The 17,016-nt window shown below is 64.4% G+C and carries 17 protein-coding genes; 7 read left to right on the forward strand and 10 right to left on the reverse strand.

Annotation, left to right across the window (positions count from 1 at the left end; all coding sequences use genetic code 11):
* Positions 1-35: 35 nt before the first annotated feature.
* From DCG74_RS17670 to DCG74_RS17695, 6 genes are all read right to left on the reverse strand, one after another.
* Positions 36-1,871: a thiamine pyrophosphate-requiring protein gene (locus DCG74_RS17670; protein WP_257187579.1), complete on the reverse strand. Its 1,836-nt coding sequence runs from the start codon at positions 1,869-1,871 to the stop codon at positions 36-38.
* The gene (locus DCG74_RS17675) at positions 1,777-4,707 is read right to left on the reverse strand and encodes a winged helix-turn-helix domain-containing protein (protein ID WP_172784226.1); all 2,931 of its coding nucleotides are present in this window, start codon (positions 4,705-4,707) and stop codon (positions 1,777-1,779) included. Before DCG74_RS17675 ends, DCG74_RS17670 begins: the two co-directional genes overlap by 95 nt.
* A gap of 133 nt (positions 4,708-4,840) precedes the next feature.
* Positions 4,841-5,263 carry a putative quinol monooxygenase gene (locus DCG74_RS17680; protein WP_172784227.1) on the reverse strand — a complete coding sequence of 141 codons (423 nt, stop codon included), beginning with the start codon at positions 5,261-5,263 and terminating at the stop codon, positions 4,841-4,843.
* A gap of 73 nt (positions 5,264-5,336) precedes the next feature.
* Positions 5,337-6,167, reverse strand: coding sequence for a VOC family protein (locus DCG74_RS17685; RefSeq protein ID WP_172784228.1), 831 nt, complete (start codon positions 6,165-6,167; stop codon positions 5,337-5,339).
* Positions 6,168-6,261: 94 nt separating this feature from the next.
* Entirely contained in the window at positions 6,262-7,275 is a 1,014-nt protein-coding gene (locus DCG74_RS17690) for an aldo/keto reductase (protein ID WP_172784229.1), read from the reverse strand.
* A 55-nt stretch (positions 7,276-7,330) separates the two neighbouring features.
* On the reverse strand, positions 7,331-8,086 hold the full coding sequence (locus tag DCG74_RS17695) for an alpha/beta fold hydrolase (protein WP_246708743.1): 756 nt from the start codon (positions 8,084-8,086) through the stop codon (positions 7,331-7,333).
* A gap of 335 nt (positions 8,087-8,421) precedes the next feature.
* Between DCG74_RS17695 and DCG74_RS17700 the strand changes: the two genes are divergently transcribed.
* From DCG74_RS17700 to DCG74_RS17725, 6 genes are all read left to right on the forward strand, one after another.
* On the forward strand, positions 8,422-9,357 hold the full coding sequence (locus tag DCG74_RS17700) for a helix-turn-helix domain-containing protein (RefSeq protein ID WP_172784230.1): 936 nt from the start codon (positions 8,422-8,424) through the stop codon (positions 9,355-9,357).
* Positions 9,358-9,438: 81 nt separating this feature from the next.
* Positions 9,439-9,903: a (2Fe-2S)-binding protein gene (locus tag DCG74_RS17705; RefSeq protein ID WP_172784231.1), complete on the forward strand. Its 465-nt coding sequence runs from the start codon at positions 9,439-9,441 to the stop codon at positions 9,901-9,903.
* A 1-nt stretch (position 9,904) separates the two neighbouring features.
* On the forward strand, positions 9,905-12,160 hold the full coding sequence (locus tag DCG74_RS17710) for a xanthine dehydrogenase family protein molybdopterin-binding subunit (RefSeq protein ID WP_172784232.1): 2,256 nt from the start codon (positions 9,905-9,907) through the stop codon (positions 12,158-12,160).
* Between the two features lie 8 nt (positions 12,161-12,168).
* A complete protein-coding gene (locus DCG74_RS17715) occupies positions 12,169-12,801 on the forward strand; it encodes a hypothetical protein (RefSeq protein WP_172784233.1) in 633 nt (210 codons plus the stop codon).
* A gap of 60 nt (positions 12,802-12,861) precedes the next feature.
* Positions 12,862-13,551 (forward strand): type 1 glutamine amidotransferase domain-containing protein, encoded by a 690-nt coding sequence (locus DCG74_RS17720; RefSeq protein ID WP_172784234.1) that lies wholly within the window; start codon positions 12,862-12,864, stop codon positions 13,549-13,551.
* A 77-nt stretch (positions 13,552-13,628) separates the two neighbouring features.
* Entirely contained in the window at positions 13,629-13,934 is a 306-nt protein-coding gene (locus DCG74_RS17725; RefSeq protein ID WP_172784235.1) for a putative quinol monooxygenase, read from the forward strand.
* Between the two features lie 254 nt (positions 13,935-14,188).
* On the opposite strand, the gene DCG74_RS17730 is transcribed toward DCG74_RS17725, so the two are convergent.
* From DCG74_RS17730 to DCG74_RS17745, 4 genes are all read right to left on the reverse strand, one after another.
* Entirely contained in the window at positions 14,189-14,605 is a 417-nt protein-coding gene (locus DCG74_RS17730) for a hypothetical protein (protein WP_172784236.1), read from the reverse strand.
* Between the two features lie 228 nt (positions 14,606-14,833).
* Positions 14,834-14,998 carry a Flp family type IVb pilin gene (locus DCG74_RS17735; protein ID WP_172784237.1) on the reverse strand — a complete coding sequence of 55 codons (165 nt, stop codon included), beginning with the start codon at positions 14,996-14,998 and terminating at the stop codon, positions 14,834-14,836.
* 271 nt (positions 14,999-15,269) lie between these two features.
* The gene (locus tag DCG74_RS17740; protein WP_172784238.1) at positions 15,270-15,506 is read right to left on the reverse strand and encodes a hypothetical protein; all 237 of its coding nucleotides are present in this window, start codon (positions 15,504-15,506) and stop codon (positions 15,270-15,272) included.
* Between the two features lie 60 nt (positions 15,507-15,566).
* The gene (locus tag DCG74_RS17745) at positions 15,567-16,559 is read right to left on the reverse strand and encodes a Ku protein (protein ID WP_172784239.1); all 993 of its coding nucleotides are present in this window, start codon (positions 16,557-16,559) and stop codon (positions 15,567-15,569) included.
* Positions 16,560-16,789: 230 nt separating this feature from the next.
* Between DCG74_RS17745 and DCG74_RS17750 the strand changes: the two genes are divergently transcribed.
* Positions 16,790-16,945, forward strand: a complete 156-nt coding sequence (locus DCG74_RS17750) for a hypothetical protein (protein WP_162832009.1) — start codon at positions 16,790-16,792, stop codon at positions 16,943-16,945.
* The last annotated feature ends 71 nt before the right edge of the window (positions 16,946-17,016 follow it).

Consider the following 17,016-nt stretch of genomic DNA (forward strand, 5'->3'; position numbering starts at 1 on the left):
CCAGCGCTCGCAGCCATGCCCCGCACCGGCCCGCCTCACGTCCCCGGCCGCGACACCTCGGTCTCCTTGGCTGTGATGAACTCCAGCAGCACCGGGACGCCCTCCCTTGTCTTCTGGATGCCGCGCTTGATCGCGGGCACGATGTCCTCCGGCCGCGTCACCCGCTCGCCATGGCCGCCGAAGGCGCGTGCCATCGCGGCGTAGTCGCCGGAGATGTCGGTCGAGCGATATTTTTCGGTCGAGATCGGCATCACCTTCAGCTCGATCGCCATCGAGAAATTGTTGAGCAGGATCGACATGATCGGGATGCGCTCGCGCACCGCGGTCTCGAAATCCATGCCGGTGAAGCCGATCGCAGCATCGCCCCAGACGTTGATGCAGAGCTTGTCGGGCCTTGCCAGCTTGGCGCCCATCGCAAGACCCAGGCCATAGCCGAGCTGCGTCGTCTTGCCCCAGCCGAGATAGGTGAGGGGCTCTACTGCTTTCCAGAACGGCGAGAGCTGGTCGCGCGGACTGCCGGCATCGTGGGTGATGATCGTATTCTCGATATCCACGGTGTGCTGCAAGTCCCACAGCACGCGATAGGGGCTGAGCGGCGCGTCATTGCTGGTCAGCTTCGGCATCCATTTCGCCAACCATTCCTTGTGCGAGGCCGCGATCTCGGCCGCGATCGCCGATGCATCGCGATCCGCAGTGACGGTCTTGCCGATCTCCTCCAGCAGCGCGTCGAGCACGAGGCCGGCATCGCCGACCAGACCGATCTTCGCTTCCACATCCTTGTTGAGATGATTGGGATCGAGCGTCGAATGAATGATGGTCTTGCCCTTCGGCATCGCGATGCCGAAATTGGTCTCGGTGAAGGAGCAGCCGATGCCGAAGATGACGTCGGCCTCGGCCAGAAACTTCGGCACCGCGCGCGGCACTGCGAGGCCGCCGGAGCCGAGCGACAGCGGATGCGTCTCCGGAAACGATGATTTGCCCCCTAAGCTCGTGGTGACGGGGATCGCCAGCCGCTCGGCGAGCCGTTTCAGCTGCGGCCAGGCCTGCGCGTAATGCACGCCCTGGCCGGCATAGATCACCGGCCGTTTTGCATTCACCAGCAGGCCGGCGGCGTCCTTGACGTGAACGGGGTCGGCGCCGTAGCGGGTGCGCAGCACCGGCGTGTAGTTCAGCGGCTCCGGCACCTCCTCGTTCCACATGTCCAAGGGGATCTCGACGATCACGGGTCCGCCGCGGCCGTTCTTCAGCTTGGTGAAGGCGCGGCGGAAGATGTTGGCGACTTCGGTCGCGAGGACGATCGGCTCGGACGATTTCGCGAACGGCTTCATCGCCTCGCTGGAATTGAAGTTCGGCTCGATATGCGCCAGCCTGCGCTGATAGCCCATCGGCAGCACCAGCACGGGGACCGATTCGCCGAAGCATTGCGCGACGCCGCCCATCGCATTCTCCGCGCCCGGCCCGTGCTGCATGCAGAAGGCGCCGATGCTGCGCCCCGACGTCACCCGCGAGATCGCGTCCGCCATGTGGATGCCGACGCGCTCCTGCCGCACCATCACGGGCCGGATCTCGGCCTTGGCCGCGTGCTCGATCAGATGGTTGACCGGATAGCCGCAGAGGATCTCGATGCCCTCGCGCCTCATGATTTCCGCAATGGCGGTGCCGAGCTTCATGGCGTCTCTCTCCCTGGCAAGGCCGGTTGATCCGGCTTGTTGCGAAGAGAGGATCAGGAATTTCCGGAAGCGTAAAGCGCGCGCGGCGAGCGTGGCGGTAGGCCAGCTATGCGTCGCGAGCGTGCACCGGCTCCATCCTGTGATGGTCGCCGTAGCCGCGCGCGGTCGGCCGCACGCGCTGCAGCAGATGCGTGGCCGCAAGCAGATCCGGCGTCTCGAAGCCCTCGGTGAACTCGCCATAGATCGGCGTGAGCAACCGGACAGCCTTGGATCTGCGGCCGGTCGCGATCCAGTGTGCCGCGAGATCGGTCGCGATCCGCAACTGGAATGTCATCGCGCCGATTGCGCGCGCTTCGGCCAGTGCTTGCTGCAGCCGCTTTTCGGCGCGCAGCGGCTCGCCCGCCTGGAGAAGGATCGCGGCGTCAACCCGCTGGAGCTCCGCGCGGCACCAGCGCTCGCCCTGGCGTTCCTGATGCTCGATCGCCCGGGTGATGGCCTGGCGCGCTTCGGCAATCTGTCCCTGCTTCAGATAGACGCGGGCGAGGACCGCAAGATAGCTGCCGATCCGCATCAAGAACCGGCACTCGATCAGCTCGTCGATCGCACCTCGAATATCCTCCACCGCGCGTGGATCGCCCCTGAGGTCGCGAAGGCAGGCGGAGAAATAGCGCTCGACCGGAACCCAGCGTGAGATGCGCTCGCGTTCAAGGTTGCGGCGCAGTCGCTCAGTGTAGCCTGCGAGCGCGTCCAGATTGCCGGTTTCGAGCGCGACGGGAAGTGCGGCGAGCCCGAGTGCGTTCGACTGCGACACCCAATGGCCACTGCGATCAGCGGCGTCGACGGCGTCCTTGGCCAGCCTCGCCGCGTAGTCGGCTTGTCCTTGCATCCACGCCACGAAAGGCAGGTTGAAGCGGACGGTGATGAACCGGTAGACTTCGTTCGCATCCTTGCGCGAACGGCTCTCTGCCAGCGAATAAGTCGCCGCGAGGCGATCGAGAACCGGGCGGCTCTTGCTCAACTCGCCGGCAAAAGCGCGGGCCCAGGCGAGTGCCCGATCGGCTTCGGACGTTGCGGTGAGGTCGCGGTCGCGGTCGGCAAGCTCCGTTGCTTCCTCGAGATAAGTCGTGGCGCGCGGCACCTCGCCAATCTGCAACAGGTAGAAGCCGAAGCCGACCAGCGCCCGCTGCTGATATTCGATGTTGCCGGCCCGCCTTGCAAAGAGGATGGCATCGAGCCAGGCAATCTCGTTCTCGTTCGACATTTTGCGGGCGTAGAACAGGCTCCATCCAAGGGCGCAGGCGAGTTTTGTCTTCGACAGATCGTCGCACGGGACGGTCTTGGCCAATGCGAGCGCATCCGCCAATCGCGCCTGCGCTTCCGACAGGATCGACGTTTCCGACCACAAGGTGATCGCCGCAACCGTGAGCCTGATCCCGAGCACGGGATCGCCGTGCTCGCCGAATGCCCATGAAAGAGCGGCGCGCAAATCGGCGATGCGGCCAAGGTAACGCTGTGTCCAATCGGCCGGCTCGCGCCATTTCCACTCCTCCTCGGACTGCTCGAACAGCGTGAGGACACGTTGCGCATGACGGCGCAGCGCCTGGTCGCAGGCAGGATCGGCCCGGCGCCGCTCGCCCGCGTAGCGGCACGTGCTGTCGAGCAGGCGATAGCGAAGGCTCGCGCCATGTGCCTGCGCGCTCAAGAGCGACTTGGCAACGAGACTGCCGAGGCCGGTGACGACGTCGACCGGCGTGAGTCCTGCCGCCTCGGCGACGAAGACCGCGTCCTCAACCTCGAACGCGTCACTGAACACGGAGAGCAGGCCGAACAGTCTGGCTTCGCGCTGCGGCAGCAGCCTGAAGCTCCAGTCGATCGTCGCCATCAGCGTTTCATGGCGCGGCGGCGCGCCATCGGCGGCGGGGGCACGAAAACCCAGATTCTGGTCGAGCAACTCCACCAATTGGCGAGGATTGAACCTGCCGATTTGGGCTGCCGCCAATTCGATGGCCAGCGGGAGGCCGTCGAGCGAGTGGCAGATTGCGGCGACGGCCTCGCAATCATCGTCGACGAATTGGTAGTCCGCCCATTCGGCGGCGCGGCTGACGAACAGCTGCACTGCCGGAAACCTGACGGCTTGATCGGCGGTCAGGGCGTGGCCGGGTTTTGGTGAGACCAGCGAGCCGAGCCGGACCACATGCTCGGTGGCGGTGCCGAGCGGTTCTCGGCTCGTCGCAAGCAGCCTCGACGGCGATGTGTCAGCCATGAATCTGCTGGCGAAGATCATCGTGGCCGGCAGGACGTGCTCGCAATTGTCCAGAATGACCAGCATCTGCCGCGGTCTCAGATAGTCGATGGCCGCAGCCAGGCTGTTGTCCGGATTGCCCCTGATGCCGAGGGCCGTCACCAGAGCGGCGCCGAACAGCGTCGGGTCGGAGATCGTTGCGAGATCGACGAAGCACACGCCGTCGCGGCACTGTGGCGAAAATGCCTGGGCTACGGCCAAGGCAACCGTCGTCTTGCCGATTCCTCCTGCGCCAACCAGAGTCACATGCCTGTTCCCGGTCAACAGACCCGTGATTTCGTCGATTTCCGCTTCACGACCGACGATGCCGCGCAGCATTGGCGGACTGGACGAGGGGAGCGGTTCGGCGAGCGCAAGATCGTCCTCGACCTCGCCGATGCTGATCTGCACCTCCGCGATGAACTTGTATCCGCGGCGTGCCACGGTCGCGATGTAGATGGGCTCGATCTGGGTATCTCCCAGCGAACGCCGCAAGCTCCACATGTTGACCTTGAGATTGCTGTCGTGGAGGAAGGTGCCCGGCCAGGCGGCCGCCATCAGCTCATTCTTGCTGACCAGCTCGCCGCAGCGTTGCACCAGCAGCTGCAAAAGCTCGAATGCGCGTCCACCCAGCTTGACGGGGCGCCCTTTGAGAAGAAGCAACTGGCGGCGGGGAACGAGTCGAAAAGGGCCGAAGCAGTAGTTGAGCTCCCGCCGGTCTGTGCCCCGTTGTCGTATCTCCGTGGCAGCCCGCATTGCTCATTGCCAATCGATCGAACCGATCGACCGTAATTATCATGCACTGCAATAATTTTGAAGAGAGCGGTTCCGAATTCGTACGATTTGCCGCAGGGCAATTGCGGCAAAGCGCTCGCGCGGGACAGTTCGGCTATTTCTTGGGCTTGCCAAGCATGGCCATGCGCATGATTTCGACACCGCCGTCGGCAAGTTCCGGAAGCTTGGCGAACCAATCCTTCACATAAGGCATCGCGTTGTGCGCGTCGAAATCGGCCTGGCTGGCGAACACTTCGTAAAAGATGAAGTGGCCGGGCTTGGCGCGGTCTTCCTGAAGGAAATAGACCAGGTTCTTGGGATCGCTGCGGACCAGGTCGATCAGCGGCAAGGTGGCGGCGCGCAGCATGTCTTCTTTTCCAGGCTTGGCGCGCACCTGCGCCACCACGGAATATGCACCCTCCGGGATCTCCTGATAGTGCACGCGCGGCGTTTCCTGAGCCACGGCCGGAAGCGTCGCCGGCGCCGTAGCGGCGGCGATCAGCAGGGCGGCAAGCGAGTTGCGGACGAGAGTTTGCATGGTGAAGTCCTCGAGATGTGACTGTATCGCCGGGTGACCTGCTAAGGCACTGACCGCCGCCCCGCACGAGAGTCTAGCGCACGATGGTCTGTTGCCGTTTTGCCAAGGCCTCGCTGAAGCGCTTCTTGACGGGACCCAGCGCCTTGACGAACTCGAGCTGCTCGCCCTCCGGTCCCTTGCAATAGATCAGCTCCCAACCGTTCGAGGGTTCGGCGGTCACCCGGTTCGTGTTGGTGCTGCGGGGCGCGGCTTTGCGATCCGCTTCCGTCATGACGCGGACGGTGCGGTTCGCTCTCACCTGCGTCATGCCGCGGCGTGCCGATTCCGCTTCGAGGTCGGCCATGAACTTGTTGAAGTCGACATCGTCGCGAACATAGAAGCAGATATGCATCATGCGCGGGAAAGCAGGGCTCATGTGCTCCACCGGTTCGGCGAAGCTCTTCGCGCTGCCCATGGGCTGATCAGCCTCGCGATATTGCAGCAGCTCCAGCACCATGTTGTCGAACTGGATGAAGCGGACGTCGAGCCGCTGTGCTCCGCTTCGCAAGTCGGGCACGCCGATGGTTCGCGGATTGACCCCGCGTGCGTTCGCCTCGATCTCCTGGTCGGCCAGCAGCGTGTTCTGCACCCCGTCGCCCTGGAAGTCGCCGTGCCGGAACACCTCGGTGCCGCCAAGCACCTCCGTGTAGAACTGGTAGGCCCGTTCCATGTTCTGGACCGTCAGCCCGAAATGCTGGACGCCCTGCAGTCGCGCGCCGAGCGGCGCCTCGTCGCGCTCGGCGTCCTGTGTCGCGGCCCGTGCGTCGATTGCCGTGCCGGCGACGAGGCCCGTGACGACGGCTGCGCCGGCGGTCTGGAGCAGGGCGCGGCGATCCATGTCGGTGGCGTTGTCGGTTTCTGTCATGTCGCTCTCCTTGCTCGTTCGGTGGATTGGTCTGCGTTGTCCTGCCGGCGGGAGCAGTGCTCGGCCGGGGTGAACCTGCCGCGCCCTCGGGCTTTCAATCGGCGGCGGGAAGCGGGGCTGCGGGGCTGACCAGCCCCTCGGCGCGGAGCTCGCGCCAGAAATCCGCCGGGATGGCCTCCTCGAGCGCAGCGCGATCCTCGGCGATGCGGCCCGGGCGGCTCGCACCGGGAATGACGGCCGCGACCACCGGATGGGCGAGCGCGAACTGCAGGCCGGCCGCCTTCATGCTGATGCCATAGCGGTCTGCGATCGCTTTGATCCGCGCCACCTTCTGGAGGATTTCGGGAGGCGCCGGCGCATATTCGAAGTTCGGGCCGCCAACGAGTGCGCCGGAACTGTAGGGTCCGCCGACGACGATCGCGAGCTCGTGCTCCGCGACCACCGGCATCACCCGCTGCAGCGCCCTTGCGTGGTCGAGCAGCGTGTATCGGCCCGCCAGCAGAAAGCCGTCCGGGCGCGGCTCGTCCAGCGCGAGCAGCAGCTCGATCGGCTCGACCCGGTTGACACCGAGTCCCCACGCCTTGATCACGCCCTCGTCGCGCAGCCGGTCGAGCGCTCTAAAGGCGCCCTTGCGGGCGCTTTCGAACACCGAGAGCCACTCGTCACCGTAGAAATCCTGCGCAACGTCGTGCACGAAGGCGACGTCGATGTGGGAGATCGCGAGCCGCTTCAGGCTGTCCTCGATCGAGCGCATCGTTCCGTCCCGGGAATAGTCGTTCACGATCCGGTTCGGGCGTCCGTGTCTGAAGACGCCGCCCTTCTCGCCGAGATCGCGGGCATCGACATCCTCGATCTCGTCCAGGATCAGGCGGCCGACCTTGGTGCTGACGACATAGTCGCTGCGCGGCCGGCCGGCGAGCGCGGCGCCGATGCGGATCTCGGCAAGACCCGCGCCGTAGAACGGCGCGGTGTCGAAATAGCGGATGCCGTCGTCCCAGGCCGCATTTACCGTCGCGAGCGCTTCCTGCTCCGGGATGTCGCGGAACATGTTGCCGAGCGGCGCCGCGCCGAACCCCAGTTTTCCCGGCAGAATATCCTTCAGGGCCATGTTGCAAGTCCTTGTCTGCGGCAGGAAAGTCCGTCGGTGTGCGGCGCAGCCGATCTCAGTCGGTCGCGGACGTGTCCGCGCTTCTGATGAAGGCCGCGACCTCGCGCGGATGCGACAGCATCACCGCGTGGCTGCTTTTGATCTCCGTCACCTTCGCGCCCGAGCGCTTGGCCATGGTGCGCAGCAAGCTCGGAGGGATAATGTGATCCTCCATCGTCACCATGTAATAGGTCGGCTTCGTCTTCCAGGCCACGCGCTCGACCTTGGTCTGCACCGCCTGCAATCCAAACGGCAATTGCGCCGCAGCCATGAAGCGGGTCGTGGCCGGGTCGACACCGGCGGCGAAGGAGCTCGGGAATTTATCGCGCTCGACGAAGAGATAATTGCCCTCAGTGACCAGCGGGCCCTTGTGCTCGCCGGGCGGCACGGGTGCTTCCGACAGCGAGCTGACCGACTCCCCGACATCGGGCGCATATGCCGCGAGATAGACGAGGCTGCGAACCTTCGGATTGTCGCCGGCCTCCGTGATCACCATTCCGCCATAGGAATGGCCGACGAGAATGACGGGATGCCGCGCCCTGGCAATCACGCGTTCGGTCTCCGCGACGTCGTCACGAAGCGAGATCGTCGGCTGCTGCACGACGAGCACCTCATAGCCGGCCTTCGAGAGAATGTCGTAGGTGTCCTTCCAGCCCGATCCGTCGACGAACGCGCCGTGGACGAGGACGATGGATACGGTCCTCTCGGCCGCGACGGCGGCGGAGGCCGTTGCGATCGACATTGCAGCAAGCGCAAAGATAAGCGACTTCATAACAGGCTCCGATCTCGATACGGCGACATTGCCGTTGATGCGCCTTTCACTAGCGCACGCCCGCATTGCGGTATTTCCGATTCCTGCGCGATGACGTACGCATCTTGCTGAGGTGCGCCGAGATCAGCTTTCGAAGCCGAACACGCCCGGCTCCAAGCCTTTGCCTTGCCTGGCTTTTACCTCTTTTAACCGCGCCGCCTCTGGACTTCGCTGGCGCGGCTTGTGAGTAATTCGCGATCGGCGTGGCAGTGACCGGGGCTGCAACTCACCACCGGATGGAATGATCGCTCGCGCGATACGGGGCCGGGATTCGCCGCAACGAAGCGGAGGTCGTGATGGCGCTCGTGACGCATGGAGATGAGAAATACAAGAACAGCGAGAAGCTCGCGGAGGCCAATGATTGGCCGGGGCTGAGCATCGAGCATCGCAAGTTCGAGGCGGGCCGTCAGGCAACGCCCGTTCCCATCTGCACCGAGCTCATCATGCTGCTGTCGGGCGGCGGGATGGTGTGCCGCGCCGGCAACGGCGAAGTCCAGAAAAGCCTGGCACGGCCGGGGATGAGTTATCTCGTGCCCGTAGGGACGCAGGAGAGCCATCTCGAGCTTTCCGACCGCATGGAATGTCTTCATCTCTATCTGCCGCCGGCGTTGCTCGACCACAGCGCACTTGCGGATTTCGACATCGATCCGGCGAAGGTCGAGATCGCCTACGCCCACGGCCTGCCGGACCAGGTGCTCTTCCACATCTGCTCGCCGCTTCGCGATCTGCTCCATCGACCGCGCCAGCCGACCGACGCGCTGTTCGTCGAGGGGATCCAGGTCGCCCTCGCGGCGCATCTTCTGGGCAATTACACGATCGACCGTTGGCGCGCGCCCGACAAGTCGCCGGCGCTCGACCCGCGGCGCCTCCAGCGCGTGCTGGACTATATCGAGGCTTCTCTCGGCAACGATGTCAGGCTCGAGGATCTGGCGGCCCAGGCCTGCCTCAGCCCCTATCATTTTTCCCGGCTGTTTCGCGAAGCGACCGGACTGTCACCGCACCGTTACGTCACCGATCGCCGCGTCCACGCCGCGCGACAGGAGCTCGCCCGTGACCGCCTGTCCCTGGTCGAGATTGCCCTGGAGTTCGGTTTCGGCTCGCAGGCCAATTTCACGCGCGTATTCCGCAAGGCCGCAAATCTCACGCCGGGGCAGTATCGCGAATTGTGCTGCGGCCAGGCCGAGGTGAAGAGCGATCGTTCCGACGCGGCACTCCGCACGGATTGCGCATGATTCCGCAGGATTCGGGAATACGGCTCAACGTGCATCGGGCAGTGCTGTTGCAGCGACCAGGCAGGCGAAGGACACATCGACATGATCGAGCTCACGGTGAACGGGATCAAGCGCCAGGTCGACGTCGTTCCCGAGATGCCCCTGTTGTGGGTGCTGCGTGACGAGCTCGGCATCACCAGTGCAAAATACGGCTGCGGGGTCGCGCAATGCGGTGCCTGCACCGTTCACATCGACGGCAAGGCGGTGCGGTCCTGCCAGTCCCGTATCGGCGAGGTCGCGGGCAAATCGGTCGTCACGCTCGAAGGCCTGCACAACAAGGACCAAAATCCGGTCCTGCAGGCCTGGATCGCACATCAAGTGCCGCAATGCGGCTACTGCCAGACCGGTCAGATCATGCAGGCCATCTCGCTTCTTGCATCGATCCCCAAACCGACGGACGAGCAGATCAATCAGGCGATGTCCGGCAATCTCTGCCGCTGCGGCACCTATCCGCGGATTCGTGCGGCAATCCAGGCGGCTGCGGCCAACAAGATGGCGGAGAAGTGAGATGGGCCAGATGCAGGCCTTTTCGCGTCGGGCTTTCGTTTTCGGCTCTGCTGCCATCGCCGGCGGCATCGCTTTCGGTGCCTATGGTCGGGCCGAAGCGGCCGCGCCGAGCGCCGATGGCAATCCGCTGGCCGCCGGCCTCGGCCCGAATTCGGTGACCTTCAATCCATGGGTCGAGATCAGCCCCGACAAGATCACGCTGATCGCGCAACACGCCGACATCGGCCAGGGTGTCGGCTCGGTGCAGCCGATCATGATCGCCGAAGAGATGGATCTCGACCCCGGCCAGTTCGAAATCCGGTTCGCTGAGCCAAGCCCCGCCTATTTCAACACGGGCTTCGCCGACGAGTTCGCGCCGTTCGTGGCCGCGGACCAAAGCCCTGCTGCGGAGGAAGCGCGCGCGGCCACGCTCGAATGGCTGCGCAAGTCCGGCCTGCAAATGACGGGTGGATCGAGCTCGATTCCGGACACCTATCAAAAGCTGCGCGTCGCCGGTGCGGTCGCGCGCGAGACGCTCAAGGCCGCCGCAGCCAGACGTTCGGGCGTCGCGGTGGCCGACCTTCGCACGCAATCAGGCCATGTGATCCTGCCCAACGGGACCAAGATCGCCTATGTCGCACTCGCGGCGGAGGCATCGAAAATCCCGCCGGTGCTCGATGCGCAGCCGCGCGATCCGTCCGGCTGGCGCATGCTCGGCAAGCCGATGATGCGGCTCGACGTCCGCGCGAAGGTGATGGGCGAGCTGAAGTTCGGCATCGACCTGAAAACGGACGGCATGCTGTACGCGTCCGTCAAGCTGAATCCCAACAAGGGGCAGCCGCTGAAATCGTACGACGCCAGCAAGGCGCAGTCGATGCCGGGGGTCAGGAAGATCCTCGAAATCAAGAACGGCGTCGCGGTGATCGCCACGAACAGCTGGTACGCGATGAGGGCGGTCGACGCCATCGCTTGCGAGTGGGCGCCCTCGGCCTATCCCGCCGAGCAGGCCGATCATTGGAAGGTGCTGGAATCCTCGTTCAAGCCGGAGTTTCTCGGCAAGGAGTGGCGGAAGATCGGCGATATCGACACCGGGCTGAAGACCGGCAGGCTCGTCGAAGCCGAATATCGCGCGCCCTATGTGGCGCATCAGCCGCTCGAGCCGCTCAACGGGATCGGCCTCGTCACCGACAAGGGCATGGAGATCTGGGTCGGCCATCAGAGCCCACGCTTCGTGCAATGGGTCGCGGCGACTGCGATCGGCCTCAAGCCGGAACAGATCACCTTCCACAATCAATGGACCGGCGGAAGCTTTGGCCACCGTCTCGAGTACGAGAACGTCCGCGTTCTCGCCGAGATCGCCAATCAGATGAAGGGCACGCCGATCAAGCTCGTGTTCTCGCGCGAAGAGGATTTCCTCCAGGACATTCCGCGGCAGATCGCGATCGCCCGGCACCGCGGCAGCATCGACAAGGGCAAGATCCTCGCTGCCGACCTGCAGCTGGCCTCGACGGCGCCGCTCAAGGGACTGCTCGAGCGTTCGGGCACGCCCTCGAAAGATCCGGATGGGCAATTGGCCGCCGGCCTGTGGAACGTCTACTACGACATTCCCAATTTCCGGGCCACCAGCTACGAGGCGCAGGGCTTGTCGCCAAGCACCACATGGCGCTCGGTCGGCGCTTCGACATCCGGTTTCTTCACCGAGAGCTTCATCGACGAATTGATCCATGCGGCGGGTCTCGATCCGATGAAGGCGCGCATCGCGATGTGCACCGTGCCGCATTATCGCAAGGTGCTGGAGACCGTCGCGCAGATGTCGGACTGGAAGGGACCGCTCGGGAACGGCCGTGGCCGCGGCGTCGCTTTCGTCGAGTCGTTCGGGACACCGGTCGCCGAGGTCGTCGAGGTGACGGCGACGGACCGCGGCATCAGGATCGACAAGGTCTGGGTCGCGGTCGACGTCGGCAAAGTGATCGATCCCGTGAACTTCGAGAACCAGGTGCAGGGTGGCGTCGTCTGGGGACTCGGCCACGCCATCAATTGCGAGCTCACTTATTCAAAAGGCGCGGCGCAGCAGACCAACTATAACCACCATGAGGCAATGCGGATCTACCAATGCCCGGTCATCGAAGTTCGCGGGCTCGAGAACGACCCTAAGGTGAGGGGCGTCGGAGAGCCGCCGGTGCCACCGGCCGCGCCTGCGCTCGCCAACGCGATCTTCGCGGCGACCGGAAAGCGCATCCGTGAAATGCCCTTCAACAAGTTCATCGATTTCGTGTGAGACGCGCCATGCAGAGATCTCTGATCGCGTTCGTCCTGGCAGCTTCGGCCGTCGCGGCCCTCACCGGGATCGTCGCGGCCAAGGACGAGGCCGCCAAGGACGTGCTGCCGTCCGGCAGCGTCAGTCGCGCCGAGGGACTGGAGGCGTGGAAGCGGATTGAGGCCGTCGTGACACATCCACGGTGTGCCAATTGCCATGTCGACGCCAAGGCCATCCCGATCTGGACGCCGGCCGGCGAAACCAAGCCCCGCCCGCATGGCATGAACATCCACGGCGGCGAGAGCCGCATCGGCACGGAAGCCATTCCGTGCTCGACCTGTCACATGACCTCCACCCAGGCGAACGAGCCGGCGCCGTCGCCGCCGCGCGCCGGCATCGACTGGCAGCTGGCCCCGGTGGCTTTCATCTGGTTCGGCAAGAGTGGTGCCGAGATCTGCGCGCAGTTGAAGGATCCCAAGCGCAATGGCGGTCGCGACGCCGCCGGTCTCGTCGGGCACTTGCGGCACGATGCGTCGCTGAGTGGCTTCATCCCGCGCGGCTGGGCGCCTGGGGCCGGCCGCTCGACGCCGCCGGGCACCTTCGAGGACCATGTCAAGGACATGGCCTTGTGGGGCGCGGCCGGGCAGCCCTGTCCGAACTGATGCGTTCTCCGCGTCGCGGAAGCGCGATCACACACACAGCGTCATCGAAAGGAGAAAACCGTGACCCAGCATGTCCTCTTCATTGTCACCAACGCAGCCGTGATCGGTCCGCATAGTCGCAAGACCGGCTTCTTTTTCGCCGAGGTCGCCCATCCTTTCGAGGTGCTCGACAAGGCTGGGGTCGCAGTGGAGTTCGCGTCCCCGGCCGGGGGGTGGACGCCTTACGATGCGTACGACGAGAAAGATCCCGCTCAGAAGGAGTTTCTCGCGAGCAAAGCCTTTCGCCGCTTGAATCACAGTCGCAAATTGTCCGAGGTGGACGCCGCCGACTACGACGCCATCCTGGTGCCCGGCGGACTTGGGCCCATGGTGGACATCCAGCGCAATGCTGCGGTCCAGAGTGCCATCGTGCGTGCCTGGAGCACTGGCAAGCTCGTCGCCGCTGTCTGTCACGGACCGTGCGCGCTGCTTGGCGTTGACCTTGGCGATGGCGTCCCTTTCGTGCGCGGCAAGAAGCTCACGTCCTTCTCGAAGAAGGAAGAGTACGACTACGCCCGCGATGACGTGCCTTACGAGCTTGAGGACGCGTTGAGGGCAGAGGGTGCCGAGTACTCGTCCGCAGCCAACTGGCAACCTCACGTCGTCGTCGATGGCCGGCTCATCACGGGGCAGAATCCCGCGTCGGCCGGAGCGCTGGGAATAGAGTTGCTGGCCGCCCTCAAGGATAGGAGCAGCGCCGCGAAGATTTGAAGATTCGCAAGTGTGGAATTCGAGAGGGATGGGCCCGCATCTGAAGCCGCGCTTACCCTCTCATGGGGAGCCATCGAATGACGCAATCGCCATCCAAGATCACCGCTATCCTGGTTGCTCGCCCGGGCAAGTCCGCTGAACTCAGCGCATTGCTTGTCGGCATGGCACCGCCTTCCAGGGCTGAGCCCGGCAACCTGCGTTGGGATGTCTGGCGCGACATATCGAACGAAGATCGCTACGTTCTCGACGAGCTGTACCGCGACGTTGCGGCCGTCGAAGCTCACCGAGCCTCGCCGCATTACCAGGCCTACCTGGCCAAAATTCCCGAGCTGGCTGATCGGACGGCCGTGGTCTTGGAAGCGCTCGAGGTTGGAGACAGGTGAACGGCGTCGGCGAACCTTCGAAGTAGCCGCATCCCTATTTGCAGTAGGGCTATCGCTTTTGGGAATTTTTCCCCGCTGCCATCCTTCGAGACGCCCGCTTAGGCGGGCTCCTCAGGACGAGGGCGGAGTGCGCGGCAGCAGGTTCAACGAGCACTCATGCTGATTAGCCTCATCCTGAGGAGGCGCGCAAGCGCCGTCTCGAAGGACGAGGCGTGCGCGCAGACCGCCGCCACAAGGCATATGCGATTGCCCTGCTATTTGCAGTTCTGGCAGATCATCAGCTTTCGCTTCAACGCCTCATCTTCCTGATCGAGGCCATTTGCATCTGGATTGGACCCGGCGTCCCTTGCTGCGCGTGAACGCGCAGGCGGCGCCACGCGGCTCGGGGTGTCAACGTCATCGACGGTGCCGACGCTGAAGCCATCGTAGTCGGCGGCCGGATTCGGCATCGGTTGAGGCCCGCCAATCACGGAAGGCTCTCTGCTGGACGCCGCCGGCGGAGCTCTGTTCGTCGTCACCCGCGCGGGCTTGGCGGCACCCGGGCGTGGCGGCGATGCATCGGGCGGAGCAAGCGAAACCGGCGGCGCGGCCGAAGTCTGGCCTCGCGCGCTGTCGTGCGACCACGCGACGACAAACACGAGGCCGAGAGCCAGGAGCGTCACGTTTCTCATCCGCATCCTCTCGGCAGCGCTGGTTGATCGATTGACGGCACGGCTCGTCGAGCCCGCTCCGCCGAAGAATATCAGCACTCAGAGGGCCGTCAAAGCGCTGTAGCCTGGATGGAGCGAAGCGCAATCCGGGGTGTTGTCGTGAACCAGGAACAGATGCTGTTGGCCCAGATCATGGCCCGCAAGTCCGGCGGGCACGGGCCAGCCGCTGCGCAGGCCGTTGGCCGGCGGTTACTTCATCGCCGTGCTGACTGAGTTGAACTTGTTGTTGAGCAGCGCAGCGCCCGTGCTGTTGACGATGGTCACGATTGCCAGGGCGATCCCCGCGGCGATCAGGCCGTACTCGATTGCGGTTGCGGCATTCTCATCGGCAAGAAAGGACCTAACCAGACGCATTGCCAACTCCTGTTCATCCGATCCGATGGAAGGTCGCGTCGTTATCGGACTTGCAAATCGATCGAATAAGTCTTCGTGCGCGCCAAATGAACCGAGCGAGGGCGATCGCACCCTATCTCCTACGACGGCATTCATTAAATTAAGGTTCCGTGGTTCCGTCCAAATGAAGTCAAATCGGCCGCCCGGCGCGGGCATTGCCCTCCGTGCTGTGGCCCTTAACCGATTGTTGAGCCTGTTCGTCAACGAACAGGCAAGGACATCTCGATCGCGCTCATCCGCGCCGGCCGTCCGCATTCAGCGCCCGCAACATCGCGATGCGCGCGAACATCACCCAGCCGCCGCCGGTCTCGGCCGCATTGATCAAGGTCTCGATCGCGGTCTGCCAATGCGCCTCGTGCTGGGCGTCCTCGGGCAGCTGCATGATGTAGTCGGCCGCCTCTTGAAGCGTGAGCAGCTTGCGCTTGTTGCTTACGCGAACGGGATCGTCGAACGCCGTCGACCAGGGCATGTCAGGCCGGCCGATCGGCGAGGAGAGACATCACGGCGCGATCTGCGGGGTGTGATGCTGTTAGCCGGCCTTCTTTGCCCGCGCGGGGGCTCGTACCGGCTTGTCGGCGGCCTTCTTCGGCGTGGTCGCAGCCTTGGCCGCAGCGTCCTTGCCGCCCTTGCCTGATATCGGCAGCAGCATCTCGCGCTGGCCTTCGACGCGCTTCTTCGGCTTCTTGGCCTTGGCGCTTTCCTTAGCCGTGTCCCTGGCGACCTTCGCCGCGGGAGCAGCCTCCTTCTCGCTCGCGATGCTCTTCTTCAGCGCGTCCATCAGGCTGATGACGTTGCCGCCGGTCTTCGGTGCGGCCTTGGCGGTGATCGGCATGCCGCTGCGCTTCTTGTTGATGAGATCGATCAGAGCGGTCTCGTAATGATCCTCGAACAGCTCGGGCTCGAACGCGCCGGACTTCTTCTCGACGATGTGCTTGGCAAGGTCGAGCATGTCCCGCGTCAGCTTCACGTCCTGGATGTCGTCGAAATATTCCTTCTCGCTGCGGACCTCGTAGGGATAGCGCAACAGCGTGCCCATCAGCCCGTTCTCGAGCGGCTCCAGCGCGATGATGTGCTCGCGGTTGGTCAGCACCACGCGGCCGATCGCGACCTTGTCCATGCTGCGGATGGTCTCACGGATCACGGCAAAGGCGTCGTGGCCGACCTTGCCGTCCGGCACGAGGTAGTAGGGGCGGATCAGATAGCGGTTGTCGATGTCGGCCTTGGGCACGAACTCGTCGATCTCGATCGTGTGGGTGGAGTCGAGCGCGATGTCGTCCAGCTCGTCCTTGGTGACCTCGATATACGTGTCGGTGTCGACCTTGTAGCCCTTGACGATGTCCTCGGAAGTCACCTCGTCGCCGGTCTCGGCGTCGACCTTGAGGTACTTGATACGGTGGCCGGTCTTGCGGTTGATCTGGTTGAACGAGACCTTCTCGGTATCCGAAGTGGCCGGATAGAGCGCGACCGGGCAGGTCACGAGCGACAGACGCAGAAAACCCTTCCAATTGGCGCGGGGGGCCATGGGCTACTCCAGACGCAACAGAGGACAAGCCCTGAGGATACCATCGGCCAGTTGCGAATCATAGCAAGCGCCGACGCGGAATCTTGCAACGGCGTTAATCGTCGCCTGCACCGCGTCGTCTGGCGGGCCCATGGCCCGGAACATCGCCCGAGATGACGCGTTGCCCCGGCAGTTCATCGCCGCGAGGAGGTCGCGGCCATCCGACGCGACAGCCACAGATTGAGGTCACCATGGCAACCACGCGAGAGCAGAACCGGATCGTCGAAACTCCGACCGAGGCGCGCCAGGGCGAGCCTGGGCCTTCGGTGGCGGCGCTGCTCGCCATCTCGACCGGGCTTGCGATCCTGATCCTCGCCGTCGTCTGGTTCGTGTTCTTCCGGACCTGACGGCCGGCAAGGCACGCCGGCACCTTCCGGCTCGCCGCGCGATGCGGCACCTTGCGCCCACCATGCCGCCG

The sequence above is a fragment of the Bradyrhizobium sp. WBAH42 genome, assembly GCF_024585265.1.
Lineage (GTDB): Bacteria > Pseudomonadota > Alphaproteobacteria > Rhizobiales > Xanthobacteraceae > Bradyrhizobium.